Below are 25,914 nucleotides of genomic sequence, written 5' to 3'. Positions count from 1 at the left end.
CCCTCCGTGTTCGAACGCCGCCTGCCTTTCGGCGCGGCCTTTTCCGATGGCCGCGCGACGTTCCGCTTCTGGGCGCCCGCGCATCCGGAGGTCCGGCTCGAGATCCGCGACCGCGATCCGATCCTGATGGATCCCGAGGACGGGGGCTGGTTCAGCAAGACGGTCGAGGTTCCGGCCGGCGCCCGCTACCGCTTCCATCTGCCGGACGGGCTGACGGTCCCGGACCCGGCTTCGCGCTTCCAGGACGGCGACGTGCATGGCTGGAGCGTGGTGGTCGACCCGAAGGCCTATTCCTGGCGATCGGGCGACTGGCGCGGCCGGCCCTGGCAGGAAGCCGTCGTGTACGAGCTGCATGTCGGCTGCTTCGGGGGCTTCGTCGGCGTGGCGGAAGCCCTGCCCCTGCTCGCCGAGCTCGGCGTGACGGCGATCGAGCTGATGCCGATCGCGGATTTTCCCGGGACCCGGAACTGGGGCTATGACGGCGTGCTGCCCTATGCGCCGGACGCTGCCTACGGCACGCCGGAGGAGCTCAAGGCGCTGGTCGACCGCGCCCACGAGCTCGGCCTGATGATGATCCTCGACGTGGTCTACAACCACTTCGGCCCGGACGGGAACTACATCGGCGCCTATGCGCCGCCGATGTTCCGGGACGACCTCCAGACCCCCTGGGGCGGCGCGATCGACTTCCGGCTCCCGGAGGTGCGCAGCTACTTCACCGAGAACATGCTGTTCTGGCTCCAGGAGTATCGCTTCGACGGCCTGCGCATGGACGCCGTCCACGCGATCTCCGAGCAGGACTGGATCGACGAGACTGCGCGCGCCGTGCGCGAAGCCGAGCAGGACGGCCGCTACGTCCACCTCATCCTCGAGAACGAGTTCAACGAGCAGAGCCACCTCGCCGGCGAGGTGGACGCGCAGTGGAACGACGACTTCCACCACGTCTTCCATGTGCTGCTGACGGGAGAGCACGAGGGCTATTACGAAGACTTCGCCCACGACACGGCCGGCAAGCTCGCCCGCACGCTGCAGGAGGGCTTCGTCTACCAGGGCGATCCCTCGCCGCATCAGGGCGGCAAGCCGCGCGGCACGCCGAGCGCCCATCTGCCGCCGACCGCCTTCGTCAGCTTCCTGCAGAACCACGACCAGATCGGCAACCGCGCCTTCGGCGATCGCCTGACGAAGCTCGCCCCGCCGGAGGGCGTCGAGGCCGCCACCGCCGTGCTGCTGCTGTGCCCGCAGGTGCCGATGATCTTCATGGGAGAGGAGGTCGCCAGCGAGACCCCCTTCCTGTTTTTCACCGACCATCATGGCGACCTGGCCGACGCGGTCCGGGAGGGCCGGCGGAAGGAGTTCGCCAAGTTCGCCGCCTTCGCGGGCGCCGAGGTGCCGGACCCGAACGCGGTCGAGACCTTCGAGGCCTCGATCCCCGAGCCGCACCCGCAGCGGGCGGAGGCCCGAACGGCGTTGTTCCGGCGCCTGCTGTCGCTGCGCGCCGCCGAGATAACGCCCCGCCTTCCCGGCTTCGCCCCGGCGGGCGCCGAGGTGATCGGACCCAAGGCCGTCGTCTCGCGCTGGAAGGCGGAGGACGGGGCCGTGCTCACCATCGCGGTGAACCTCGCCGATGCTTCGATCGCGGCGTCCGGTCTCGCCGGACCCGTGCTGTTTGAATCGTCCTCCGGCGCCGCCGAGGCCGCCGCGGCCGGAACGCTGCCCGGCTACACGACCGTAGCGTTGTTGGAGCGCGCCGCTTGAGCAAGGACGATCTCGTTAGCAAGGTCGCCACCCGCGTCGGCTTCGCGGTCGACTGGACGGATCAGGCAGGGGAGCAACAGACCGTCGCGCCGGACGCGCTGCGCCGTCTGCTGGACGCGATGGACCTTCCCTGCGGGACGGACGCCGACGCGCAGGACTCGCTGAACCGGCTCGACCAGATCGACCGGACCCCCGAGCCGCTCGTCACCGCCCCCGTCGGCCAGTCCTTCGCCCTGAAGGCCCGGCCGAACGCGCCCGCCCGCTTCGTGCGCGAGGACGGCGCGACCTTCGACCTGACGCTCGGCGAGGCCCCGGGCGGGCTCGCCCTGATGCGCCCGGTCCTGGAGCCCGGCTATCACCGCCTCGAAGTCGGCGACCAGGTCGTGACGATCGCGGCCGCGCCCACCTGTGGCAGGAGCATCCTCGACGCCGGCGGCGGCCGCCGGATGTGGGGCGTGGCGGCGCAGGTCTACGGCCTGCCGCGCCGCGGCGACGGCGGCATCGGCGACATGGGCGGCGTCGCGGCGCTCGCCGACACGCTCGGCCGCGCGGGAGCGGACGCGCTCGCGCTGAGCCCGCTGCATGCCGGCTTCAGCGCCGATCCGCACCATTTCGGGCCCTATTCGCCGTCGAGCCGCCTGTTCCTCAATCCGCTCAACGCCGACCCGGAGTTCCTGTTCGGCGAGGACCGGGTCGCGGAGGCCATCGAGGCTTCGGGCGTCGGCGACACGCGGCGCGCCGGCGAAGGCGCGGGTCTGATCGACTGGCCGACGGCCGCCGCCGCCAAGCTCGCCACGCTGCGCACCCTGTTCGAGAGCTTCCGCGCCTTCGATCAGGCGCAGCAGCCGGGCGGCCGCCTCGCGCTCGATTTCGCGGCCTTCCGCAAGGAAGGCGGGGAGTTGCTGGAGCAGCACGCGCGCTTCGAGGCGCTGCACGCCGAGCGTTTCGGCGCCGATCCCTCGCAGTGGGACTGGCGCTCATGGCCCGAGCCGCTGCGCGATCCCGACAGCCCGGAAGTCGCGGCGTTCGCGGCGCGGGCGGCCGGCGAGGTCGACTTCCACAGCTTCATGCAGTGGATCGCGGACCGCTCGCTCGCCGCCGCCCAGAAGGCCGCGCGCGATTCCGGCATGTCGATCGGCCTGATCTCTGACCTCGCGGTCGGCATGGACGCCGGCGGCAGCCACGCCTGGAGCCGGCACAGGGACGTGCTGGTCGGCCTTTCGGTCGGCTCTCCGCCGGATCTGTTCAATCCGAACGGCCAGTCCTGGGGGCTCGCGACCTTCTCGCCGCTCGCGCTCAGGGCGACAGGCTTCGCGCCCTTCCTGGCGACGCTGCGCGCCTGCATGCGGCACGCCGGCGGCGTGCGGATCGACCACGTCATGGGGCTCACCCGGCTGTGGATGGCGCCCGACGGCGCGCGCGCCACGGAGGGCGCCTATCTCAGCCTGCCGCTCGACGACATGCTCAGGCTGATCGCGCTCGAGTCCCACCGCCACGGCGCCGTGGTGGTCGGCGAGGATCTCGGCACCGTGCCGGAGGGTTTTCGCGAGCGTCTGGCGGAGGCCGGGGTGGCGGGCATGCGCGTGCTGCAGTTCGAACGGGACGAGCGGCGCTTCTTCGCCCCCAGCGCCTATCCGCCCGAGGCGCTCGCGATGAGCACCACCCATGACCTGCCGACCACGGCCGGCTGGTGGTCCGGCGCCGACATCAAGCTCAAGGCCTCGATCCCCGGCGACCAGTTCGGCGACGACGAGGCGGGCGCCGCCGCCCAGCGCGCCACGGATCGGCCGCTGCTATGGGCGACCTTCCGCGAGGCGGGCGCGGCCGAAGGCGAGCCGCCCGCGCCTGACGACACCGGCCCGGTGGTGGACGCCGCGATCCGGTTCCTGAGCGCCACGCCGTCGCGGCTGGTGCTGCTCCCGCTCGAGGACGCGCTCGGCCAGACCGAGCAGCCGAACCTGCCGGGCACGCTCGACGAACATCCCAACTGGCGGCGGCGCCTGCCCGCGCCTGCGCCGCAACTGCTGGCCGAACCCGACGCCGCCGGCCGCCTCTCGGCCCTCGACAGGAGACGTTCCTCGTGACGCAAGCGCAGGCGCCCGCCTACCCCCCTCGCGCCACCATGCGGATGCAGTTCCACAAGGACTTTCCGTTCCAGGCGGCCATTCCGCTCGTCCCCTATCTGCGCAAGCTCGGGATCAGCCACCTCTACTCGTCGCCGATCCTGACCGCGCGCGCCGGTTCGATGCACGGCTACGACGTGGTCGACCCGACCACCGTCAATCCCGAGCTCGGCGGCGAGGAGGGCTTCCGCGCCCTGGTCGCCGCGCTGCGCGCGGAAGGGCTCGGGATGATCGTCGACATCGTCCCGAACCACATGGCGGTGGGGCGCGACGACAACGCCTGGTGGCTCGACGTGCTGGCCTATGGCCGCGGGAGCCGCTTCGGCCATTTCTTCGACATCGACTGGGAGCCGGCCGACCCCGCGCTCGACGGCAAGATCCTGCTGCCGACGCTCGGCATGTCCTATGGCGAGGCGCTGCGGTCCGGCGAGCTCAAGATCACCCGCGAGGGCCGGCGCGGCGGGCTGACGCTGCGCTACGCCGACCACCTGTTCCCGCTTCGGCCGCAGGACCGGCTCGAGATCGAGGCGAACGGCCTCGAGGCCTATGACGGGACCACGCCCGAGGGCGAGGCCCTGCTCCACGCGCTGCTCGAGAAGCAGAACTTCCGCCTCGCCTCCTGGACGGTGGCGGGCGACGAGATCAACTGGCGGCGCTTCTTCGACGTGAACGAACTCGCGGGCCTCAGGATCTCCGATCCCGCCGTGTTCGAGGCCACCCACGAGCTTCTGCTGCGGCTCTATGCGGAAGGGCTGATCGACGGCTTCCGCGTCGACCACATCGACGGTCTGGCGGACCCGAAGCTCTATGCGCGCAACCTTCGGGAGCATCTCGAGGAGGCGCAGCGCGAACGGCCCGGTGAGCTCGCCAGGCAGCCCGCCTATCTGGTCGTCGAGAAGATCCTCGGCCCCGGCGAGCGCCTGCCGGCCGACTGGAAGGTCGACGGCGCCAGCGGCTACGACTTCATGGACGACGTGAGCGCCCTGCTGCACGACCCGCGCGGCGAGGAGAAGCTCGGCGCCTTCTGGGCCGAGATCAGCGGCCGTTCGCCGGACTTCCACGCCGAGGAGGAGATCGCCCGCCGCGAGATCCTCGACCGATCCTTCTCCGCGCAGCTCGACCAGGCGACCAACGCGCTGCACGCCGTGGCGCGGCTCGACTACCACACCCGCGACACGCCCCGCGCCGCCATCCGGCGCGCGCTGACCGAGCTGCTGGTGCATTTTCCCGCCTACCGGACCTACGCCTCCGCCGCGACCGGCCGCACCGAGGCCGACAAGGAGCTGTTCGGCCGCGCGCTGGAGAAGGCCCGGCAGACGATCCTGCCGGCCGACGCGCCGGTGCTGGACCTGCTCGACAAATGGCTCGGCGGCGAGGTCGGCCCCGCCGACCAGCTCTATCTGCGCGACCGCGCGATCCAGCGCTTCCAGCAGCTGTCGGCGCCGGTGGCCGCCAAGGCGGTCGAGGACACCGCCTTCTACCGCTACGGCCGCCTGATCTCGCGCACCGACGTCGGCTTCGACGTCGCGACCTTCTCGATCAGCGTCGAGACCTTCCACGACAAGATGATCGCCCGGGCCAAGAGCTTCCCGCGCGCCATGCTGACCACCGCGACGCACGACCACAAGCGCGGCGAAGACGTCCGCGCGCGGGTGGCGGTGCTGAGCGAGATCCCGGAGGACTGGGCGGAGGCCGTCACCCGCTGGCGCGCGGCCGCCGAGCCGCTGCGGAGCGAGGCCGCGCCCGCGCCCGGCGATGAGGCCATCCTCTACCAGACGCTCGTCGGGGCATGGCCGCATGATCTCGCGCCCGACGATCTCGAAGGCTGCAAGGCTTTCGCCGAACGGCTCGTGGCTTGGCAGGAGAAGGCCATGCGCGAGGCGAAGCTCGCCACCGACTGGAGCAAGCAAAACGAGCCCTACGAAACGGCCGCGCGCGAGCTCCTGACGCGCCTCCTGACCGAGCCCGGCCTGCCGCTGCGGGCGGAGATCGCCGCCTTCGCCGACCGCATCGGTCTCGCCGGCGCGGCGAACGGCCTGCTCCAGATCCTGCTGAAGCTCACCGTCCCCGGCGTGCCCGACACCTATCAGGGGACGGAGTACTGGGACCTTACTCTGGTCGATCCCGACAACCGCCGCCCGGTCGACTACCCGGCGCGCGAGGCCTCCCTCGCCCGCGGCGAGACCGTGCTCGAGGCGGCGGAGCATTGGCGGGACGGCGCGGTGAAGCAGGCCCTGATCAGCACCGTGTTGGCCGAGCGCCGCAAGCGCGCCGCGCTGTTCGCCGACGGGGCCTACACCCCGCTCAAGGCCGAGGGAGGGAACGCCGACGACGTGGTGGCTTTCGCGCGGACGCTCAACGGGGAAGCCGTGTGCGTGGTCGGCCTCCGCAACCTTTACGATAAGCAGACTTCGTTCCCGAGCCTTGTGGCTAAACCCGAACTGTTGCGCGAATGCCACGTCACGCTTCCATCGGAGCTTGTCGGCCGATCGGCGACGGAGCTGTTCTCGGGCCGCAAGGTCGCGCTTCAGGCCAAGATCTCCTTGGCTGACGCGCTCAGCCTGCCGGTCGCGTTGCTGAGCGTCGGCGACGGGGCATGAGACATACTGCGTATGTCAATTCATGCCGTGCGAGAGCAGAAATTCAGTGAGCCGGCCAACACCGCGCGAGTCGCAGGATTAGAGCTCCCACTCGCGCCACGGCTCCCTGATGGTTTGGCCATGGACACGCTGAAACTGCCGCTCTCCCGTCACGACGCGGAACTGCTGGGTCAGGCTCTGGACGTATATGCGACGACCCTGATGTGCGCCCCGCTCGGCCTCGGCCTCGAGATGCTGGGCGCGGTGCGCAACCTGCGAGGCCGGCTCGAAGCCGCCGCCGACCAGGAGGACGCCGTCCGCGAAGCGACGGACGACCCTGAAGGCAACGTATTGCTGTTCGCGCGCGCCTGACCGGTTGCGCGCCTTCTCCTTCGTGGCCTGCCCCGTCGGCTCCTGAGGGCGCCGGCGTCGCCCCGCGTCATCTTCCACAGAGGCCGGCTCTGGAGGTCGCCATCGCGAACTCCACGTGTTTGACTGGAGCCGCGGCGTCGGTGCGGACGCCGGCGAAGACGGAGACAGCGCGATGAACGACACACCCACCGCCCTCGCGGCGGACGTGGCGCGCCGCCCTGTGCGCAAGGCGGGCTCAGAGGCGAGCGGAACGACGGACGCCACGAAGCTGCGGCAGGAGATCCTGGCGGAGCTGACCTATTCGGTCGGCCGCTCCCCGGAGACCGCCAGCACACGGGACTGGTTCGTCGCGACCGCCCTCGCCGTGCGCGACCGGATCGTCGATCGCTGGCTGCTCGAGCATGCGCCCGATCACGCGCGGCCGCGCAAGCGCGTCTACTATCTCTCGCTTGAGTTCCTCATCGGCCGCCTGCTGTTCGACGCGCTGCATAATCTCGGCCTCACCGATGCCGCGCGCGAAGCGCTCGCGGGCCTTGGCGTCGAGCTCGACCGCGTGCGCGAAGCCGAGCCGGACGCCGCGCTCGGCAATGGCGGCCTCGGCCGGCTCGCCGCCTGCTTCATGGATTCGATGGCCTCCGTCGGCGTCCCGGCCTTCGGCTACGGCATCCGCTACGACCACGGCCTGTTCCGCCAGGGCATGCGCGACGGCTGGCAGCAGGAATATCCCGAAGACTGGCTCTCGTTCGGCAACCCCTGGGAGTTCGCCCATCCGGAGATCGACTACGCCATCGGCTTCGGCGGCTATGTCGAACAGATCAATTCGGGCGGCCGGGCCAAGCACGTCTGGCGGCCGGCCGAGAAGGTCGACGCGGTGGCGTTCGACATCCCGGTCGTCGGCTGGCGCGGCAAGCACGTCAACACGCTGCGTCTGTGGTCCGCCCGCGCGCCCGACCCGCTGAGCCTCGCGGCGTTCAACCGCGGCGACTATGTCGGCGCGCTCGCCGACCGCGTCCGGGTCGAGTCGATCTCCAAGGTCCTCTACCCGAGCGACGAGACGCCGGCCGGCCAGGAGCTGCGGCTGCGCCAGGAATACTTCTTCGCTTCCGCCTCGCTGCAGGATCTCGTCCGCCGGCATCTGGAGGAGCATGGCGACCTCGGGTCGCTGCCCGACCACGTCGCCATTCAGCTGAACGACACGCATCCGGCGATCGCCATCCCTGAGCTGATGCGCATCCTGATCGACCTCCACGACGTGCCGTGGGCGGAGGCCTGGCTGATCACGGTCGGCACGTTCTCCTACACCAACCACACGCTTCTGCCCGAGGCGCTGGAGAGCTGGCCGCTGCCGCTGATGGAGCGGCTGCTGCCGCGCCACATGCAGATCATCTACATGATCAACGCGCTCGAGCTCGAGACCGCGCGCGGCAAGCGGCCGGGCGACGACGGGCTGCTGTCCTCGGTCTCGCTGATCGACGAGAACGGCGGCCGACGAGTGCGGATGGGCGTGCTGGCCTTCATCGGCTCACACAAGGTGAACGGCGTCTCGGCGCTTCACACCGACCTCATGAAGCAGACCGTGTTCCGGGACCTGCACGCGCTGCACCCGGACCGGATCGTCAACAAGACCAACGGCATCACCTTCCGGCGCTGGCTGGCGCAGGCCAATCCGAGGCTGACCAAAATCCTGATCGAGGCCGTCGGCCCGGAGCTGCTCGACGATCCGGAGCGGCTCGAGCTGTTGCTGCCGATGGCGGACGACGCCGGACTGCACGACGCGCTGCTGAACGCGCGACGCGAGAACAAGGTGGCGCTCGCCAAGATCATCGCCGAGCGCAACGACGTCTGGGTCGACCCGGACGCGCTGTTCGACGTCCAGATCAAGCGCATTCACGAATACAAGCGGCAGCTTCTGAACATTCTCGAGACGGTGGCGGTCTACAACGCGATCCGCGCGCAGCCGATGCGCGCCTGGATGCCGCGCGTGAAGATCTTCGCGGGCAAGGCGGCGGCGAGCTACCATCAGGCCAAGCTGATCATCAAGCTCGCCAACGATGTCGCCCGGATCGTCAATTCCGACCCGACCGTGCGCGGGCTGCTCAAGGTGGCCTTCCTGCCGAACTACAATGTGAGCCTCGCCGAGGCGATAATCCCGGCGGCCGACCTTTCCGAGCAGATCTCCACCGCGGGCACCGAAGCGTCCGGCACGGGCAACATGAAGCTCGCCCTGAACGGCGCGCTCACCATCGGCACGCTGGACGGCGCCAATGTGGAGATCCGCGAGCGCGTCGGCGACGACAATATCTTCATCTTCGGGCTCACGGCCCAGGAGGTGCAGGCGCGCAAGCAGCGCGGCTTCAACGCCCACGCCGCCGTGGAGGCCTCCCCGACCCTGCGCGAGGTGCTGGACTCGATCCGCAACGGCGTGTTCTCGCCGGACGATCCGAGCCGCTATCGCGGCCTGATCGACGGGCTGCTCGACAACGACGTTTTCCTGGTGACGGCGGACTTCGACGCCTATTTCGACGCCCAGCGGAGCGTGTACAGACTGTGGCGCGACAAGTCCGCCTGGATGAGCGCCAGCGTCAAGAACACCGCGCAGGTGGGCTGGTTCTCGTCCGACCGGACCATACTTGAGTACGCCAAGGAGATCTGGAACGTGCAGCCCTCGAGCGATCTCGCCTGAGGCCGCGGAGCCAGGCGACGCCAGGAGACGCCCGCATGCCCCCCAAGACGCCGCTTGGCCCGCCCTACGCCCGCGGGGCGATGGCGTTCGTCCTGGCGGGGGGGCGCGGATCCCGCCTCAGGGAGCTGACCGACCGGCGCGCCAAGCCGGCGGTCTATTTCGGGGGCAAGTCGCGCATCATCGACTTCGCGCTCTCGAACGCGCTGAACTCGGGGATCCGGCGGATCGGCGTCGCCACGCAATACAAGGCGCACAGCCTGCTCCGCCACCTGCAGAGGGGCTGGAACTTCTTCCGCGCCGAGCGCAACGAGAGCTTCGACCTGCTCCCGGCCAGCCAGCGGGTTTCGGAAGGCGCCTGGTATCTCGGGACCGCGGACGCGGTCTATCAGAACATCGACATCATCGAGGACTACGCGCCGCGCCACATCGTCGTGCTGGCTGGCGACCACATCTACAAGATGGACTACGAGCAGATGCTCGCGCAGCACGTCGAGAGCGGCGCGGACGTCACGATCGGCTGCCTCGAGGTCGAGCGCAGCGAGGCGAGCGCCTTCGGCGTCATGCATGTCGACGAACGCGACCGCGTCATCGCCTTCCTGGAGAAGCCCGCCGATCCGCCCGGGATGCCCGGCAAGCCCGACCAGGCGCTCGCCAGCATGGGCATCTATGTCTTCGACACGCCGTTCCTGTTCGAGCTGCTGCGCAAGGACGCCGAGGACCCGAACTCCAGCCACGATTTCGGGCACGACATCATCCCGCAGATCGTGAAGGGCGGGAAAGCGGTGGCGCACCACTTCTCGCGCTCCTGCGTGCGGTCATCCTCGGAAAAGGAGCCCTACTGGCGCGACGTCGGCACGGTGGACGCCTATTTCGAGGCCAATCTCGACCTCACCGACTTCGTCCCGGCCCTCGATCTCTACGATCAGAACTGGCCGATCTCGACCTTCGCCGAGATGGTCCCGCCCGCCAAGTTCATCCACAACGAGGACGGGCGCCGCGGCCAGGCGGTCTCCTCGCTGGTGTCGGGCGGCTGCGTGGTCTCGGGCGCCTGCGTGACGGAGTCGCTGCTGTTCACCGGCGTGCGGGTGAACTCCTACACCGAGGTCGAGCGCGCCGTCGTGCTCCCCTATGTCGACATCGGGCGCTCCTGCCGGCTGAAGAACGTCGTGGTGGACCGCGGCGTGAAGATTCCGCCAAAGCTCGTCGTCGGCGAGGACCCCGAACTCGACGCGCAACGCTTCCGGCGGACCAAGAAGGGCGTCTGCCTGATCACCCAGTCGATGATCGACCGTCTTTGATCCCCGGGCGCGGGGTCGTCTCCGCCGCCATCAAGGGCTATGAACCTCGCCTCGCTCCCACAAGAGAGAGCCGATGTCATTGAACGTTCTGGCCGTCGCCTCCGAAGCTTACCCGCTGGTCAAGACCGGCGGGCTGGCGGACGTGGTCGGCGCGCTTCCCGCCGCGCTCGAGCCGACCGGAGTGCGCGTCCAGACCCTACTCCCGGGCTTCGGGGCGGTGCTGCACGCGCTGCGCGACGGCGAGATCGTCGCGCGTTTCGACGACCTGTTCGGCGGGCCCGCCGCTGCGGTGGCCGGCCGAGCCGCGGGGCTCGAGGTGATCGCGATCGACGCGCCTCATCTCTACGCGCGGCCCGGCGGGCTTTACGCGGACGCCGGCGGCCGCGACTGGCCGGACAACGCGTTCCGCTTCGCGGCCCTCGGGCGGGTCGCCGCCGAGATCGGCCGCGGCGCGACCGCTCTTCCCGCCCCCGACGTGGCGCACCTGCACGACTGGCAGTCCGGTTTCGCGGCGGCCTACATGGCCCATGCCGAACGGCGGCCGCGGATCGTCGCCACCATTCACAACATCGCCTTCCAGGGCTCGTTTCCGGCGGATCTGCTTCCGCGCCTCGGGCTTCCCCCGCAGGCCATGTCGATCGAAGGCGTCGAGTATTATGGCGGGATCGGCTTCCTGAAGGCCGGGATCTACTACGCCGACCGGATCACCACCGTGTCGCCGAGCTACGCCTCCGAGATCCTGGAGCCCGCCGGCGGGATGGGCCTCGAGGGGCTGCTGCGCAGCCGCAAGCGCGACGTCTTCGGCATACTGAACGGCATCGACGTCGAAGTCTGGGACCCCGCGACCGACCCCGCGCTCGAGATGCGCTACTCGGCGAAGGACCTTTCGGGCCGGCGTCTCAACAAGCGCGCGCTGTCGGAGCGGTTCCGGCTGGCCGCGAGCGCCGGGCCGACCTTCGGCGTCGTGAGCCGGCTGTCCGCGCAGAAGGGCCTCGACCTGCTTGCGGACGCGATGCCGGCCCTGCTCGAGGCCGGCGCCAACCTGGCGGTGCTCGGGGCGGGCGACGTGGCCCTGGAGGATCGCTTCCGCGCCCTTGCGGAGACGCATCCGGGCCGGATCGGCTGCGCCTTCGGCTATGACGAGACGCTGGCTCATCTCATCCAGGGCGGCGCCGACGCCCTGGTGGTCCCGTCGCGCTTCGAGCCCTGCGGCCTCACCCAGCTCTGCGCCCTGCGCTATGGCGCGGTTCCGGTCGTCGCCCGGGTGGGCGGGCTCGCCGACACGGTCATCGACGCCAACCCGGTGGCGATCGCCGCCGGCGTGGCGACCGGCGTGCAGTTTTCTCCCGCCGGCCGCGGGGCTCTCGAGGCCGCCATCCGGCGGACGGCCGCGCTCTACGCCGATCAGGGAACTTGGGCCCGCCTCCAGCGCAACGGCATGGCGACCGACGTCTCGTGGGCCGCGTCCGCCAAGGTGTACGCACAACTATTCCGCGACCTTGCGCCCTGAGGACTTCCGACGCGGGCGCTCTACTTGGTTCGCTTGGAAAGCCATATCCGCCCACCATCCCACGGGCCGAACCGCGGGCGTAGCATCAGAGGGCCTAGTCGTTGCGCGTCACTGTCATCGGTTCGGGCTACGTCGGGCTGGTCTCCGGCGCATGTTTCGCGGATTTCGGCCACCAGGTGGCCTGCATCGACTCTGACGAACGAAAGATCGAAGCGCTCAACAAGGCGATCGTGCCGATCTACGAGCCCGGCCTCGACGAACTCGTCGAGCGAAATCTCTCCGCCGGCCGGCTGACGTTTTCGACCGAGCTTGCGCCTGCGGTGCGCGAGGCGGACGTCGTGATGATCGCCGTCGGCACGCCTTCGCGTCGCGGGAACGGTCACGCCGACCTGACCTTCGTGATGGAGGCGGCCCGGCAGATCGCCGGGGCGCTCGAAGGCTTCACGGTGGTGGTGAACAAGTCGACCGTGCCGGTCGGCGCCGGCGACGACGTCGAGCGCGTCATGCGCGAGACCAATCCGGACGCTGACCTCGCCGTCGCCTCCAACCCGGAATTCCTGCGGGAAGGCTCCGCGATCGACGACTTCAAGCGGCCCGACCGGATCGTGGTCGGCGTCGAGGATCCCCGCGCGCGGGCGGCCATGGAGGCTCTCTACCGCCCGCTCTATCTGAATGTCGCGCCGCTGGTGTTCACCGACCGACGTTCGGCGGAGCTCATCAAATACGCCTCGAACGCGTTCCTCGCGACCAAGATCACCTTCATCAACGAGATCGCCGACCTGTGCGAGAAGGTCGGCGCGAACGTGCAGGAGGTCGCGCGCGGCATCGGTCTCGACAACCGCATCGGGCCGAAGTTCCTGCACGCGGGGCCTGGCTTCGGAGGCTCCTGCTTCCCGAAGGACACGCGGGCGCTTGCCCTTACGGCGCAGGAATACGGCTCGCCGGTCCGGATCGTGGAGACCGTGATCGCGGTCAACGAGGCGCGCCGCGACGCGCTCGCCGGCCGCGTGATCGCGGCCTGCGGCGGGTCGGTCGCGGGCAAGCGGATCGGTCTGCTCGGTCTGGCCTTCAAGCCCAACACGGACGATATGCGAGAGGCCCCGGCGCTCGCGCTGGTGCCGGCGCTGGAGGCGGCGGGAGCCGTCGTGTCGGCCTACGACCCCGAGGCGACCGAGCAGGCGCGGAGCCATCTCCCCAACGTCATCTACGCCGGCCACGCCTATGAGGCGCTCGACGGCGCCCACGCCCTGGTGCTGCTCACCGAATGGGATCAGTTCCGCGCGCTCGACCTCGCCCGGGTCAGGCAATTGCTGCGTGAGCCGATCGTGGTCGACCTGCGCAACGTTTATGCGCGCGAGGAGATGCAGCGGCACGGCTTCGTCTACCACGGGATCGGCCGGCCGCGCGGCTGAAGACCGCGCCGCGTCGGTTCCGGGGTCCGGGCCCGTCTCTTCTTGGGCCGTCTTGGCGATTTCCTGGCCCCGGAGTGTGGCCCGCGCGCCACGAGCAGCTTCGAAAACAACAACGAAGAAACCGGATGCTCCCGGAACGGCCATTGCTGCGTTTATCGTCCGAACAAGGGAGCAGGCGGCTCGGGTCCTCCGGAAGAGACCCCAGCGCGACGTGCAGGACGCCAGGGATCAAGATGAGTTCAGTGTCTCACGTCGTACGAGGCTGCGCCGCGGCCGCGTTGCTCGCGGCGTCTTCGATGCTGGCGGGCTGCGCCAGCAATCTCGGCTCCGACCCGATCGCCGCGGCAATGTCGACCAGCTACCCCTCAGCCCTTCCGGTCCAGTACCGCCGGCAGCAGGTCGTCGATCCGACGGGCGAGAAGCCGGGCACGATCGTGATCGATACGAAGGACAAGTTCCTCTATTTCGTCGAGCCCGACGGCAAGGCGATGCGCTACGGGGTGGGCGTCGGCAAGGAGGGCTTCGGCTGGACCGGCGAGGCCAAGGTCGGCGCCAAGCAGGAGTGGCCGGACTGGATTCCGCCCGCCGAGATGCTCCAGCGCCGCCCGGAGCTGCCGCTGCGGATGTCGGGCGGCCCCGAGAACCCGCTCGGCGCCCGCGCGATGTATCTCTACCGCGACGGCAAGGACACGCTGTTCCGCATCCACGGGACGAACGAACCGCTGACCATCGGCCGCGCGATGTCCTCGGGCTGCATCCGCATGATCAATTTCGACGTGCAGGATCTCTATGAGCGCGTGCCGATCGGCACCAAGGTCGTGGTGCGCTGAGGCGCCTGCGGCCGCCGCGTCGCGAGCACGGCTCCGCTCATGAAAGCGCCGCCGACCATGAGGTCGACGGCGCAAACGCAAGATAGGTTTGAAAACCGCTGGTTCAGTGAATCGTGGGCTGCGGTGACTGCAAACGCATCATTTCGTCTTTGATGCGGAGTTTCTTCCGCTTTAGAGACGCTACCCTGACATCGTCGGTGCTCGGGCGCGTGAGTTCGATCTCAATTTCCCGTTCGATCGCTTGATGTTTCTTCTCGAGCTCAGCGATGTGGGACTCGATGGACATAAAGCACGTCTCCCTTTTTTTAGGATCGACGTGGCGATGATGTCACGGTCGACCCCGCCTGTCGAACAGAGATCGCTCTCCGGACCTTCACAGGGCCGTGCCGGGCGGAGCTTGCCGCTCGTGCGGACGGCGGCGATACTCGGGGGCGGAGAGCGCGTGCGTGAGAGACAGGCTGACGAATGACGGGGCGGGACGAGGAGACGCGGGCCCAGGAACAGGCGGCCCGGGAGGAGCTCGCCCGCCTTCGTGAGGAGCACCGCGATCTCGACCACGCGATCGACGCGCTCGAGGCGCTGGGCTCCGGCGACCGGCTGCAGGTCCAGCGGCTGAAGAAGCGCAAGCTGAGCCTCAAGGACCGCATCGGCTTCCTGGAAGACCAGCTCACGCCCGACATCATCGCCTGACGTCCGGCGGGCTTGCTTGCCTGCCAAACCGCGGGCGCCTATTGTCGACCGCTGATCCCCTCTTTTCTTCGGAGCATGCCCAGATGGTCGCGGACAACCGCGCCGAGCCGCCCCCCGTCGCGATCGTGATGGGCAGCCAGTCAGACTGGGCCACGCTCGCGCACGCCGCCGAGACGCTGGACGCGCTCGGGGTGCCCTATTCGGCCAGGATCGTGTCCGCGCACCGGACCCCGGACCGGCTGGTGGCGTTCGCCAAGGGCGCCGAGGCCGAGGGCTTCAGGGTCGTGATCGCCGGCGCCGGAGGCGCGGCGCATCTGCCCGGGATGGTCGCCTCCATGACGGCGCTTCCGGTGTTCGGCGTGCCGGTCCAGTCCAGCACCCTCTCGGGGCTCGACAGCCTGCTGTCGATCGTCCAGATGCCGGCCGGCGTGCCGGTCGGCACTCTGGCGATCGGCCGCGCCGGCGCGGTGAACGCCGCCCTGCTCGCCGCCTCGGTGCTCGCGCTCTCCGACCGCGAGCTCGCCGGACGCCTGGCCGGATGGCGGCGCGCGCAGACCGACGGCGTCGCCGAGACCCCTTCCGGGAGCGCCTGAACATGACCACGCGCATTCTCGCCCCCGGCGACACGATCGGCATCCTGGGCGGCGGCCAGCTCGGCCGCATGATCGCCCTCGCGGCCGCCCCGCTCGGACTGAAGACCCACATCTATGCGCCGGACCCCAAGAGCCCGGCCTTCGACGTCGCGACCGAGCGGACCGTGGCGGCCTATGAGGACGAGGCGGCGCTCGCGCTGTTCGCCGACAGCGTCGACGTCGTGACCTATGAGTTCGAGAACGTGCCGGCCGCGACCGCGCAGCTCGTCGCGCAGCACCGGCCGCTGTATCCGGACGCCCGCGCGCTCGCGACCACGCAGGACCGCCTGCTCGAGAAGACCTTCGTCCGCGATCTCGGCATCCCGACGCCGGCCTTCGCGGCGGTCGACGACCGCGCCAGCATGGCGGCGGCCGTCGGGGCCATCGGGCGCCCGGCCGTGCTGAAGACGCGCCGCTTCGGCTATGACGGCAAGGGCCAGGTGCTGGTGCGGGAGGGGCTCGGCCTCGACGCGGCGCTCGCCATGATGAACGGCCAGCCCGCCATCCTGGAGGCCTTCGTGCATTTCCGCGCCGAGGTCTCGGTGATCGCGGCGCGCGGCCGCGACGGGACCTTCGCGGCGTTCGACGTGGTCGAGAACCGCCATGAGAACCACGTCCTGCGCACATCGGAAGCGCCGGCCGACGTCAAGCCGGAGACCACCGCCTCGGCGGTCGCCATCGCGCGCAAGATCGCGGAGGCCCTCGACTATGTCGGCGTGCTGGGGGTCGAGCTGTTCCTCGTGGACGGGCCGGCCGGCGAGCGGGTCGTGGTCAACGAGATCGCGCCGCGGGTGCACAACTCCGGCCACTGGACGATCGAGGGCGCGCTGACGAGCCAGTTCGAGCAGCACGTCCGGGCGATCGCCGGGTGGCCGCTCGGGGCGACCGACACGCGCGGCCGGGTGACGATGACGAACCTGCTCGGCGCCGAGGCGAACGACTGGCGCGCCCTGCTGGCGGAGCCCGGCGCCGCGCTTCACCTCTACGGCAAGTCCGAGCCTGTGCCGGGCCGCAAGATGGGCCATGTCACGCGGGTGAAAAGCTGAAGCCAGGCGTCCCCGGAGGGCCTTGCGGAAATCGCATGGCCGCCCCACACGCCCGCGTGACAAGCCCCAAGGTCTTTGCTAGTTTCCTTCGCAGACGGCGGCCCGCGCCAATGCGGGCGCGCTGTTTTTTGTTTTCCGCGTCCGCGCAGGCGGACCACTGTTTCGCCGATCCCGAAACGCCCAGACGAGGCACGACGTGCAGGTTCTCGTTCGCGACAATAATGTCGACCAGGCCCTCAAGGCCCTCAAGAAGAAGATGCAGCGCGAAGGCATTTTTCGCGAGATGAAGCTGCGCGGCCATTACGAGAAGCCGTCGGAGAAGCGCGCCCGCGAGGCCGCCGAAGCCGTCCGCCGCGCCCGCAAGCTGGCCCGCAAGCGCGCCCAGCGCGAGGGCCTGCTTCCCATGAAGAAGAAGTGATTCGCTGATCGCTTCGGCGGACGCGGCGCGCCGGCCCAGAGCCGCCCGCCGGGTTCGCGCAGTGCGCCCGTCAGGCCACGCCGGCGGGCGTTTTTTCGTGTCCGTGGCTGTTGCGACGCGACGCCGGGCCGGACGCGCCCTAGAATCGCATTGCCGCCGCAATCGCCTTGTCTGACGGGCCTTCAGGCGGCGCACAGAAGGCGGGACAGGCTATGGGACGGGGCAGCGCTTCACGAACGTTGGGCGGATTGGCGGGGCTGGCCCTCGCGGCGCTCGGCCTCGCGGCATGCGACACCGTCGGCTCGGGCTCAGGCTCGCGCTCGATCGACCCGGACGTCTACGCAGCCCGCCAGACGGACCTCGGCTCGCTGACCCAGGTGGTCAACAACAACCCGAGCGACCCCGAAGCCTGGAACATGCGCGGCTCGGCCTATGCGCGGCTCGGCCAGTACGACAACGCGATCGGCGACTTCAACCGCGCGATCCAGCTGAACGGCTCCTTCGCGAAGGCCTACGCCAACCGCGCGCTCGCCTACCGCTCGCAGAACAACATGAGCGCCGCGCTCGCCGACTACAATCGCGCGATCCAGGCCGATTCGAACTACAGCCCCGCCTATGTGGGCCGCGGCAATCTCTACCGGCAGACGGGCCGCCTCGACGCCGCGGTCGCGGACTACGACCAGGCGATCCAGCTCGATCCGAACAACGCGCAGGCCTGGCACAATCGCGGACTGATCCATCAGTCGCAGGGCCGACAGGACGAGGCGATCGACGACTTCACCAAGGCGACGGCGATCTCCGTCACCGCCGCAGAGCCTTATGTCGGGCGCGGCATGAGCTATCTGGCTCAGGGCGACGACAAGGCCGCGCTCGACGACTTCAACACCGCCCGCACGCTCAACCCCAAATATATCGACGCCTGGATCGGCCGCGGCCTGGCGTTCGAGAAGCGCAACGAGATCGGCAACGCCCGCGCGTCCTTCGCGCAGGCGCTCAACATCGACGGCAAGGATCCCCGCGCCGTGGCCGGCTTCGAGCGCGTCGGAGGCCGGCGCGGCGAAACCTACAGCGAGCAGTAAGGCAGGAGCATCGATGGCCCGTCGACCGATCGACCCGCGCGCAGCCGCCGAAGCCGCGTTCCGGCCAAAGGCGCCGCCCGCGCCCGCTCCGGAGCGCAAGCAGGGGGTTCCGGGAGCGCGCGAGATGGTGACGCTGCGCATCGACTCGGACGTGCTCGAGCTGTTCCAGTCCGACGGCGCGGGCTGGCAGGACCGCATCAACGACACGCTGCGCGAGGCGGTGCGCGGACGGCTCGCCGCGGCCTCCGGCGCGGGCGCCATTCCGGTGGACCAGCTGACGAGTGAGAACGATGACGGCGCGGGCTGAGGCGGGCCGCATGGCGTCCGACGCTGCGCCGCATGACGTGACGCCCGCCGGCTGGCGGCTCACTCTTCCGCTCGCGAACCTTCGCGGCGAGGAGCGGGCGAAGGCCGGCTCATGGGCCGCCGCGATCGTGGACAAGGCCGCCGCCAGGCGCGCGATCCCCTATGGCTCCTCGGTTCCAAGCGCGCCCCTGCTGCCGCTGTCGGCCGATGAGCTCCGCCGCCTCGGCGTCGCTCCGGGCGAGGTCAGGAAGATCTGAGCGACCGCCTCAGAGGTCGGTTTGCGCGATGCGGGGGTGGACGACCCGATCCCCGGGCTTCAGCCCGATGCGCTCGGCGGCGCCGGCCACGAGCTCCACGACGTATCTCACCGGGCCTTCGGAGGGGATCACGCGGGTCGACAGCGGCTGCGTGGCCCGTTCGACGCGCCTCACGCGACCGTCGGCGGTGACGAACACCATGTCGAGCGACAGGTAGGTGTTCTGCATCCACATGGCGATCTCGTCCGACTTGCCGAAGTCGAACAGCATGCCGTGATCCGCCGGCATCGACCGCCGGTACATCAGGCCGACCTCGCGCTCCTCCGGCGTGACGGCGACCTCGACCATGAACGTATGGGGGCCGGTCGCGGTCTCGAAGGTCAGCTTCTCGAGGGCAGCGGCCCGGCCCGGGCTGAGGCCGCAGACAAGCAGAGCGAAGGCGAGCGCGAAGCGCGCCAGCATTTGCGTCGTCATGCGGATTCCCGTGGAGGCGCCGCGGTCAGTGCGAGGACGGGCCGCCGCCCGGCCCGTCCGGCCGGACCTCAGCGGCCATCAGCCCCTTCGGGCCGGGGCCATAGCGGACGAACACCTTCTGTCCGGGCCGCAGCTCCATGATGCCGAACCGGCGGAGCGTCTCCATGTGGACGAAGATGTCAGGCGAACCGTCGCCGCGCGTCAGGAAGCCGAAGCCGCGCAGCCGGTTGAACCATTTCACCTCGACCAGCTCCAGCGAGCTGGTCGGCGTCACCGAGACATGGGTGCGCGGCGGCGGAAGCTCCCCCGGGTGAAGCGCCGTGCTGTCGTCGATCGACAGCACCCGGAACGCCTGGGCGCCCTTGGGCCTAAGCTGCGCCTCGCAGACGATGCGGGCGCCCTCATTGGCGGTCTGGAAGCCGTCGCGGCGCATGCAGGTGACGTGCAGCAGGACGTCCGGGCCGCCATTATCGGGCACGATGAAGCCGTATCCCTTGGCCACATCGAACCACTTGATGGTGCCGGAGACCTCGTACAGATCGATGGGAACCGCCTCGGACGAAGCGTCTGAACGCTCCATCGCTCCGGGGGAACCACTCCTCGCCCTGTCAGCACCCATTACAACCGCCCGCCCGGAAACACCGCGTGACGAGAGCCGCCGCCTCGACTCCATCAAACCTAACGATACCACCCGACGGGTCGGGGGGAAGCGAAAAATGGCCCAATCAAGGCGTCGCGTCCATGCACAGGGCGAAGAGCCGGTTAAACCGGAGGTCGAAATTTCGGCGGAGGCGGTCCGTCGCGCCTCTCTTGCGCTTGGCGTTCGGGCCTATAGCTAGCCGCGCCGGAAGCCGGAGAACGCCTTCATGAAATATCTGCACACGATGGTGCGCGTGAGCGACGTGGACGCCTCGCTCGATTTCTATTGCGCGAAGCTCGGGCTGGAGGAGGTCCGCCGCACCGAAAGCCCGCAAGGACGTTTCACGCTGATCTTCCTGGCCGCGCCCGGGCAGCCCGAGGCCCAGATCGAGCTGACCTACAACTGGGACCCGGAGGTCTATGGCGAGGGCCGGAACTTCGGCCACCTGGCCTATGAGGTCGATGACATCTACGCCGCCTGCGAGCGCCTGATGGCGGCCGGCGTCACGATCAACCGGCCCCCGCGCGACGGCCGCATGGCCTTCGTGCGCTCCCCCGACAACATCTCGATCGAACTGCTGCAGGTGGGGCCGGCCAAGCCGCCGGCCGAGCCTTGGGCCTCGATGCCCAACAGCGGCAAATGGTGAGCGGCGATCACCGGCGCGGAGCCGGCGGCGAGGACGGGGTGACGATCCCGGCCTTTCGCCACGGGCTGCGGCCGAGGCCGAAGCGCTCGAGCCGGTCGAGCAGACCCCAGAACAGCGGCGCCTGACGGCCGCGCAGGGGACCGAGCGACCAGATGTCGAGCCCGGTCCAGGGCAGAAACGGATTGCGCCGCGAATAGGCCCAGATCTCGACGCGCGTCGACGGCCGCTCGCTCTTGCCTCGGGCGTGGAAGCCCGAGGTGTCGCCCACGATCAGCGTGTTCGCCGGCACGGCGAACTTGCGCGGCTCCGGCAACCGCATCCGCTTGAGGTCGCCCGGGCCGACCCGGAAGGAGCCGCGGGCGGAGAGCCGGTCGAGCGAGGAGGCGCGGACGCTCATCCGCTTCTCCCAGGCGAGCTTTCTCGGCGTCGGCCGATGCGAGCCCGGCACGTAGACGAACGGCCCCAGATCCTCCTCCACGTCGTGCAGGAACAGCCACGCCTTCATCGTAGGATGGAAGCAGTCGGCGTGGACGGCCGTCTGCGGATCGGTCGCGGAGCGGTCCACCTGCGCGAACACGGTCTGGACGTAGATGATCGGCTCGACGTCGAAGCTCGCGACGTAGCGCAGCAGGTTCTGGAACTCCGGCCGCCGCACGAGCGCCGCGCAGGCCGGAAGGTCCTTGAGCGTCTCGGGATCGAGCGCGATCCGCCGCGTGACGGCGTCGCCCTGCTTCATCTCACGCGCCGGGACGCGGGCGTCCTCCAACTCGGCGACGAGCGCGCGAAACGCCTCCGGCGGGAGAAAATCGTTCTTCATGATGAAGCCGTCGCGCGCGAACGCCCGGCGGTCGCTCTCCGCGACCCTTGAGGCGAGACGCGCGCGGCGCTTCTCGGCCATCCGATACGCCAGCCGCACGCGCCAGACATGCAGGCCCCGGCGATTCAGCTTCTCGCTGCCCAGGATGCCATTGTCGCAGAACGACTTGGCCCCGGTGAAGATTTGCGCCGCCCACAGCGGAGCGAGCAGCCAGCGCAGTCCTGTCATCACAAGTCCCGTCCGAGCCCAACGTCGCCGCGGAACCTACCCGCTCCCACGGCCGGTGTCTTCCGGCCGGCCGCCACGCGGTGCACCCGTGGAGGGGCGCCGCCGCCGGACGTGCGTCAGAATGCCGCACGCCACGCATCCGTGACAGTGGCGGGGGGCCCAGTTCGCCGGTCCCGCCCTATGTGCCGTTGAGGAATCGCCAAGAGGTTGGCCAGCTTACAATAAACTCCCGGCGCCGGACGCCTCCGCGGCGCCCTCTATTCGATCTCTCGACCTGCCCTCGACCTCCGGCGAGGCGGTCGCGGCGGGAACTAACGCAAAATCCTGGGCCGCACCGCATGCTCTCGACTTCTGCCGCGCCGCCGCATCATCAGTATTCCCGACGTGAGACAACACTACTTCATTCAGATCGTCTGGCCCGGAGCGCGAATATATAGTTAACGAGACGTAAACAAGGGAGTGAGAATTGGCCGCCCCTTTCAGAGAGGTAAACAGAACGTTAATATCGCAAGGACGGACGCTCTGCGGTTGTCAGTTGGGTTGGGTGAGTTCGCAATGTCGGTGTCGATGAGCCTCCCTGAAGGTCGCCCTTTCGTGAGCCTTGACCGAGCGCGCGCGAAGCTGCGCTCGGCGCTGGGCGCCACGTCGGCGATCCGCCAGCCCGCCCGTCCCGCGCTGGACGCAATCGGCTACGATGAAATCGAGGTCGAGCTCGACGCCGCGCAGAGCGCCTGCTGGTGCTGGATGAACCCCATCGGCGCGCCGAGCTTCACCCCAGGCCTGCTGCGCGACATCTCTGCGCATCAGATGGCGATCCGCGAGTCGTTCGCCGAGGCCGCGCCCGAGGAGCCGCCGCTGAAATACTGGGTGCTGGCGTCCCGCCTGCCCGGCATGTTCAACCTCGGCGGAGACCTCGACCTGTTCCGGGGCTGGATCCGCGCACAGGATCGCGAGGGGCTGCGGGACTACGCGCGGGCCTGCATCGACGTGCTGCACGAGAACGCGATCGGCTTCGACCAGTCGGTCATCACCGTCGCTCTGGTCCAGGGGGACGCGCTCGGCGGAGGATTCGAGGCGGCCCTGTCCTGCGACATGATCGTCGCGGAGCGCGGCGCCAAGTTCGGGCTGCCCGAGATCCTGTTCAACCTGTTTCCGGGCATGGGCGCCTACAGCCTGCTCGCCCGCCGGGTGGGGATGGCGGAGGCCGAGAAGATCATCGCCAGCGGCAAGCTCTACTCGGCGGAGGAGCTTCACGAGCGCGGGCTCGTGCAGGCGCTCGCGGAGCCGGGCGACGGCGTCGCCGAGACGCACCGCCTGCTGAGCCGCAACCTGCGGCGGCACAACGGCCTCTCCGCCCTGTTCCGGGCCGGACGGCGGGTCGCGCCCCTGCTCTATGACGAGCTGCGCGACATCACCGACATCTGGGTGGACGCCGCCTTGCAGATCGAGGAGTCGGACCTTCGCAAGATGGGCCGGCTGACGGCCGCGCAAGACCGCCGGCTCCAGACCGGCGGCTCGGTGGCCGCGGAGTAGCCCGGGGGGCTAGCCGCCTTCCCCCTGGCGCTCCTCGCGATCCGGGAACTGCCGCAGCAGCGTCTTGCGGACCCTGTCGAACTCCGCTTCGAGCCTGCTGACGCGCTCGGCGCCGTGCGCGGCGAGCTCGCGCGCGTCGAAGTTCCGGCACGACAGGCAGATCTCGTAGATGCCGCGCGCGCCGATATTCGCCGCGCCGCTGCGCAGCGCGTGGGCCTGCTCGCGGAACGCGCCGGGCTCGCCATGCCGGACCGCGTCGTTCAGCGCCTTGAGCACGCCGGCGGCCTCGCCGATGAATTCGCCCACGAGATCGCCGACGAACTCCTTGCCGCCGAGGTCCTCGAGGTCGGACAGCGTGCGCTTGTCGACCACCGCGCGGCGCGCGGGGCGGAAGTTCGGATGCGCGGCGATGTTGGCGACGAGCTCGTCGTCGACCGGGTGCAGCGGCTCCGCCGCGGCCGCCTCGGCCTCGGCCGTCGCGTGCCCGGGCGCGCCGGCCGTGACCTCGTCGATGATCGCAAGCAGCCGGTCCGGCTCGATCGGCTTCGTCAGGCAGGCGTCCATGCCGGCCTCGAGACAGCGCTCGCGCGCGGCCGGAGTGGCGTCGGCCGTCAGCGCGACGATCGGCGTCCGCGCCTTCCCGATCGAGGCGAAGCGATAGAGCTTGGCGCACTCGATGCCGTCCAGGACCGGCATGTTGACGTCCATCAGCACCAGGTCGAACTGCCGCTCGGTCAGCGCGTCGAGCGCAAGTTCGCCATTGTCCGCGATGCGGACCTCGTGGCCGGCGCGCTCGAGGATCTTGGTGATGACCTTCTGGTTGGTGCGGTTGTCCTCGGCGACCAGGATGGCGAGCCGGCGTTCCGCGAGCTTCACCTCGCCGGCGACGCGACGCGCGCCCAGCCGTCCGCCCGAGCCCGCGCTTGCGGCCCTGACCATGGCGGCGAGCTCGGCCGAGCTCGGCCGCGCCGCGGCCGAGGCGCACAGCAGGCGAAGGTCGATCTCCGGCAGGCCCGCCCCCAGCGACCGGTCGATGAGCGCGATCTCGACGAGCTCCTCCGTGTCGGCCGCGCGGACCGCGCGCGCCAGCGCCTCGGCGTCGGCCTCGCCGGGCTGCGCCTCGACCATCACGACGCGCCGCCCGCCCGGCTCCGCGCGCAGCAGCCGCACCGCCGAACGGACGTCGACGGCCGGGGCCGCCTCGACGCCGATGTCCCGCAGAGCCTGCGCGAGCGCGGCCGCTGCGTCCGGTCGCGGCGCGAGGGCGACGACCTGCGCCTCCACGCGCTCCGGGATCGTGGCCGGATCCTGGGCGGCGGCGAGATCGAGCTCGAACGCGAAGGTGCTGCCAATTCCGGGCTCGCTCTCGAGCTCGATGGTCCCGCCCTGATGCTCGACGAGTTGCTTGCAGATGGCGAGGCCGAGGCCGGTCCCGCCGTAGCTGTTGATGATCGTCTCGTCGGCCTGCGTGAAGCTGTCGAAGATCCGGCTGCGTGCCTCGGGCGCGATGCCGATGCCGGTGTCGGAGACTTCGAAGCGCAGCCGCGGCCGCTCGTCCGAGCCGCCGACCAGATCGACGCTGACCGCGACGCCGCCCTGCTCCGTGAACTTGACCGCGTTGCCCGCGAGGTTGAGCAGCACGTCACGGATCTGCCGGGACTCGCCCCGCAGCCGGAACGGCGTGCGCGGCGTCACGTGGATCCCGAAGCGGAGATCCTTGGTGCGGGCCTGCGTCGTCAGCAGGCCGCGGACGCCCGCGAGCAGTTCGTGCAGGTCGAAGTCGACGATGTTCGTCGGCATCCGGCCCGCCTCGATGCGGCTGAAGGTCAGCAGCTCGTCGATCAGCCCGAGCAGCACCCGGCCGGACTCGCCCGTGGTGCGCACCATGTCGCGCTGCTCCGGATCGAGCTCGGTGGCGTCCAGCAGGTCGGTCAGGCCGATGACGGCGTTGAGCGGCGTGCGCAGCTCATGGCTCACGCTCGCCAGGAACTGGCTCTTCGCCCGGCTCGCCTCCTCGGCGGCGAGCTTCGCGCGCTGCAGCTTCTTGATGAGCGTCGCCGCATAGGCGGGCAGCACCAGCAGCCCGAACAGCAGGCCGAGCGAGAGGCCGAGATTGTCGTGCCAGTAGGGCGTGGTCGCGATCACCACCGCGAAGCTCGCGATGCCGACCGAGGCGGCCCCGAGCAGGGAGGGAATCCCGAAGCGGAAGCCGTTGCCGAAGATCACCCACAGATAGGTCGGGTAGATGATCGCCGTCATGGCCCCGCCAGCGTGCAGGCAATAGGAGATGCCGGCGAAGTCGAACACCATCGCGATCGTGCGACGCGGCAGCGAGGAGCCCGGCCGCCAGAGCATGTGCGCGAGGAAGCCGATCGCGCCGAGCGTGTAGGCGGCCGTGATCTCGAACGGCCCGGTGAACGGGTTGCTCTCCTCATAGGCTTGGACGCTCAGATAGCCGAGCACCAGCAACGCCAGCACCAGGCGGTTGAGCGCCATCTCGTGCTCGCCGTCCGGCCTGTTCCGGAGACGCGTCATCATCCTTCTGAGAAGCGACGGGCGACGCGGCGTCTGCTGCGCCGCCGCGGCCTT

The 25,914-nt window shown here is 69.8% G+C and carries 22 protein-coding genes and 1 pseudogene; 18 read left to right on the top strand and 5 right to left on the bottom strand.

The window, feature by feature from the left end:
• The first annotated feature begins 6 nt into the window (after positions 1-6).
• The 9 genes from treZ to GGR24_RS01875 all read left to right on the top strand — a co-directional run bounded on the left by treZ (position 7) and on the right by GGR24_RS01875 (position 14,559).
• A complete protein-coding gene (gene treZ / locus GGR24_RS01915) occupies positions 7-1,752 on the top strand; it encodes a malto-oligosyltrehalose trehalohydrolase (RefSeq protein ID WP_343066212.1) in 1,746 nt (581 codons plus the stop codon).
• Positions 1,749-3,836, top strand: coding sequence for a 4-alpha-glucanotransferase (malQ, locus tag GGR24_RS01910; protein WP_183393598.1), 2,088 nt, complete (start codon positions 1,749-1,751; stop codon positions 3,834-3,836). The genes treZ and malQ overlap by 4 nt, the downstream gene beginning before the upstream one ends.
• A complete protein-coding gene (gene treY / locus GGR24_RS01905; protein ID WP_343066163.1) occupies positions 3,833-6,475 on the top strand; it encodes a malto-oligosyltrehalose synthase in 2,643 nt (880 codons plus the stop codon). The genes malQ and treY overlap by 4 nt, the downstream gene beginning before the upstream one ends.
• A gap of 120 nt (positions 6,476-6,595) precedes the next feature.
• Positions 6,596-6,826 (top strand): hypothetical protein, encoded by a 231-nt coding sequence (locus tag GGR24_RS01900; protein WP_183393597.1) that lies wholly within the window; start codon positions 6,596-6,598, stop codon positions 6,824-6,826.
• 172 nt (positions 6,827-6,998) lie between these two features.
• Positions 6,999-9,509, top strand: coding sequence for a glycogen/starch/alpha-glucan phosphorylase (locus GGR24_RS01895; protein WP_183393596.1), 2,511 nt, complete (start codon positions 6,999-7,001; stop codon positions 9,507-9,509).
• Between the two features lie 35 nt (positions 9,510-9,544).
• Positions 9,545-10,807, top strand: coding sequence for a glucose-1-phosphate adenylyltransferase (glgC, locus tag GGR24_RS01890; RefSeq protein WP_183393595.1), 1,263 nt, complete (start codon positions 9,545-9,547; stop codon positions 10,805-10,807).
• A 73-nt stretch (positions 10,808-10,880) separates the two neighbouring features.
• A complete protein-coding gene (gene glgA, locus GGR24_RS01885; protein ID WP_183393594.1) occupies positions 10,881-12,317 on the top strand; it encodes a glycogen synthase GlgA in 1,437 nt (478 codons plus the stop codon).
• Positions 12,318-12,418: 101 nt separating this feature from the next.
• A complete protein-coding gene (locus GGR24_RS01880) occupies positions 12,419-13,729 on the top strand; it encodes a UDP-glucose dehydrogenase family protein (RefSeq protein ID WP_183393593.1) in 1,311 nt (436 codons plus the stop codon).
• A gap of 233 nt (positions 13,730-13,962) precedes the next feature.
• Entirely contained in the window at positions 13,963-14,559 is a 597-nt protein-coding gene (locus GGR24_RS01875) for a L,D-transpeptidase (RefSeq protein ID WP_183393592.1), read from the top strand.
• Between the two features lie 103 nt (positions 14,560-14,662).
• On the opposite strand, the gene GGR24_RS01870 is transcribed toward GGR24_RS01875, so the two are convergent.
• Positions 14,663-14,845: a YdcH family protein gene (locus tag GGR24_RS01870; RefSeq protein ID WP_183393591.1), complete on the bottom strand. Its 183-nt coding sequence runs from the start codon at positions 14,843-14,845 to the stop codon at positions 14,663-14,665.
• A 179-nt stretch (positions 14,846-15,024) separates the two neighbouring features.
• On the opposite strand from GGR24_RS01870, the gene GGR24_RS01865 reads away from it, so the two are divergent.
• From GGR24_RS01865 to GGR24_RS01835, 7 genes and pseudogenes are all read left to right on the top strand, one after another.
• Positions 15,025-15,249, top strand: coding sequence for a YdcH family protein (locus tag GGR24_RS01865; protein ID WP_183393590.1), 225 nt, complete (start codon positions 15,025-15,027; stop codon positions 15,247-15,249).
• A gap of 83 nt (positions 15,250-15,332) precedes the next feature.
• Positions 15,333-15,842: a 5-(carboxyamino)imidazole ribonucleotide mutase gene (purE, locus tag GGR24_RS01860; protein ID WP_183393589.1), complete on the top strand. Its 510-nt coding sequence runs from the start codon at positions 15,333-15,335 to the stop codon at positions 15,840-15,842.
• 2 nt (positions 15,843-15,844) lie between these two features.
• Positions 15,845-16,927: a 5-(carboxyamino)imidazole ribonucleotide synthase gene (locus tag GGR24_RS01855; protein WP_183393588.1), complete on the top strand. Its 1,083-nt coding sequence runs from the start codon at positions 15,845-15,847 to the stop codon at positions 16,925-16,927.
• A gap of 196 nt (positions 16,928-17,123) precedes the next feature.
• Positions 17,124-17,342 (top strand): annotated as a pseudogene (rpsU, locus tag GGR24_RS17740) (30S ribosomal protein S21); the annotation flags it as partial.
• A gap of 251 nt (positions 17,343-17,593) precedes the next feature.
• A complete protein-coding gene (locus GGR24_RS01845; RefSeq protein WP_246397909.1) occupies positions 17,594-18,424 on the top strand; it encodes a tetratricopeptide repeat protein in 831 nt (276 codons plus the stop codon).
• Between the two features lie 13 nt (positions 18,425-18,437).
• Positions 18,438-18,731: a BrnA antitoxin family protein gene (locus tag GGR24_RS01840; protein ID WP_183393585.1), complete on the top strand. Its 294-nt coding sequence runs from the start codon at positions 18,438-18,440 to the stop codon at positions 18,729-18,731.
• The gene (locus GGR24_RS01835; RefSeq protein WP_246397908.1) at positions 18,715-18,987 is read left to right on the top strand and encodes a hypothetical protein; all 273 of its coding nucleotides are present in this window, start codon (positions 18,715-18,717) and stop codon (positions 18,985-18,987) included. The genes GGR24_RS01840 and GGR24_RS01835 overlap by 17 nt, the downstream gene beginning before the upstream one ends.
• Before the next feature lie 9 nt (positions 18,988-18,996).
• Here GGR24_RS01835 and GGR24_RS01830 read toward each other — a convergent pair whose 3' ends face one another.
• Positions 18,997-19,461 (bottom strand): DUF192 domain-containing protein, encoded by a 465-nt coding sequence (locus tag GGR24_RS01830; RefSeq protein ID WP_183393584.1) that lies wholly within the window; start codon positions 19,459-19,461, stop codon positions 18,997-18,999.
• 25 nt (positions 19,462-19,486) lie between these two features.
• Complete coding sequence (locus GGR24_RS01825) at positions 19,487-20,041, bottom strand: cold-shock protein (RefSeq protein ID WP_246397907.1); 555 nt, start codon at positions 20,039-20,041, stop codon at positions 19,487-19,489.
• 286 nt (positions 20,042-20,327) lie between these two features.
• Here GGR24_RS01825 and GGR24_RS01820 point away from each other — a divergent pair, with 286 nt between their 5' ends.
• A complete protein-coding gene (locus GGR24_RS01820; RefSeq protein WP_183393582.1) occupies positions 20,328-20,747 on the top strand; it encodes a VOC family protein in 420 nt (139 codons plus the stop codon).
• 7 nt (positions 20,748-20,754) lie between these two features.
• Here the strand turns inward: GGR24_RS01820 and GGR24_RS01815 are convergent, their stop codons facing one another.
• The gene (locus GGR24_RS01815; RefSeq protein ID WP_183393581.1) at positions 20,755-21,792 is read right to left on the bottom strand and encodes a phytanoyl-CoA dioxygenase family protein; all 1,038 of its coding nucleotides are present in this window, start codon (positions 21,790-21,792) and stop codon (positions 20,755-20,757) included.
• A 594-nt stretch (positions 21,793-22,386) separates the two neighbouring features.
• Here GGR24_RS01815 and GGR24_RS01810 point away from each other — a divergent pair.
• Complete coding sequence (locus tag GGR24_RS01810; protein ID WP_343066162.1) at positions 22,387-23,325, top strand: crotonase/enoyl-CoA hydratase family protein; 939 nt, start codon at positions 22,387-22,389, stop codon at positions 23,323-23,325.
• A gap of 9 nt (positions 23,326-23,334) precedes the next feature.
• Here the strand turns inward: GGR24_RS01810 and GGR24_RS01805 are convergent, their stop codons facing one another.
• Positions 23,335-25,863, bottom strand: coding sequence for a hybrid sensor histidine kinase/response regulator (locus tag GGR24_RS01805; protein ID WP_210286002.1), 2,529 nt, complete (start codon positions 25,861-25,863; stop codon positions 23,335-23,337).
• Positions 25,864-25,914: the final 51 nt, after the last annotated feature.

The organism is Hansschlegelia beijingensis (genome assembly GCF_014196425.1).
GTDB lineage: Bacteria > Pseudomonadota > Alphaproteobacteria > Rhizobiales > Methylopilaceae > Methylopila > Methylopila beijingensis.
The sequence above is the reverse complement of the archived record's forward strand: the minus strand, read 5'-3'. Positions and strand labels throughout refer to the sequence as shown.